Annotated in this window: 1 protein-coding gene; it reads right to left on the reverse strand. The window is 48.7% G+C overall.

What is annotated here, in order from left to right:
* A partial coding sequence (locus tag ASH01S_RS17680) for an IS110 family transposase (protein ID WP_157067254.1) occupies positions 1–595 on the reverse strand: 595 nt, incomplete at its 3' end.
* Between the last annotated feature and the right edge of the window lie 115 nt (positions 596–710).

Raw genomic sequence — 710 nt, forward strand, 5'->3', positions numbered from 1 at the left:
TGAGCGATGCTTTTCCTTCCCAGTCCTTAAAGACCTCGGTGTATTCCGGAAAAAACCGGTCTATCCAGTTCTGAATCCGCCGCTGTACCTGACCTAGATTCACCACCACCTTCTCTCTCATGTTCATGAGGATTCGCAAATCCGCATAAACACCGGTTGGGAGTTTGGGCTCGGAGTACTTGCCGTCTTTCACCAGATTCGCAATGACCTTGGCATCCTTGTAGTCGTTCTTCGTCGGAGAGTTATCCTCCAACTCTTTGCTCTTGTTGACGTGGTGTGGATTCACAAGCACAAACCGCACGCCTAACTCTTTCATGAAGGCACCTAACGGAAACCAGTAGTGTCCGGTCGGCTCAACTCCAAAGACGATGTCCGTCTTGGCGTGCAGCCCTTGCAGCTCCTTCATCCACGCTACAAGTTTCGTCAGCCCTTCATGGTTGTTTTCAAAAACGCACTCTTTACCAAGCTCAATTCCTCGAAAGTCCGTCGCTCTCGCTACATGCGTTTGCTTGGCAATGTCTGCCCCCACAATCAGGGTACATTCGGTAATTTGTTGAATTCGTTGATTTTGCTTCTGCTGCATCTTATACTTCACGTGAGCGTCCTCCTCCATGAGGGAATGAATGTGTGCTACATTCGGAACCCAGCATACAGGAGGCGCTCTTTTTACTTCAAACCCGAAATTAATTCATTACAGGAATGGCTCCTTA

The organism is Alicyclobacillus shizuokensis NBRC 103103 (assembly GCF_001552255.1).
Lineage (GTDB): Bacteria > Bacillota > Bacilli > Alicyclobacillales > Alicyclobacillaceae > Alicyclobacillus_G > Alicyclobacillus_G shizuokensis.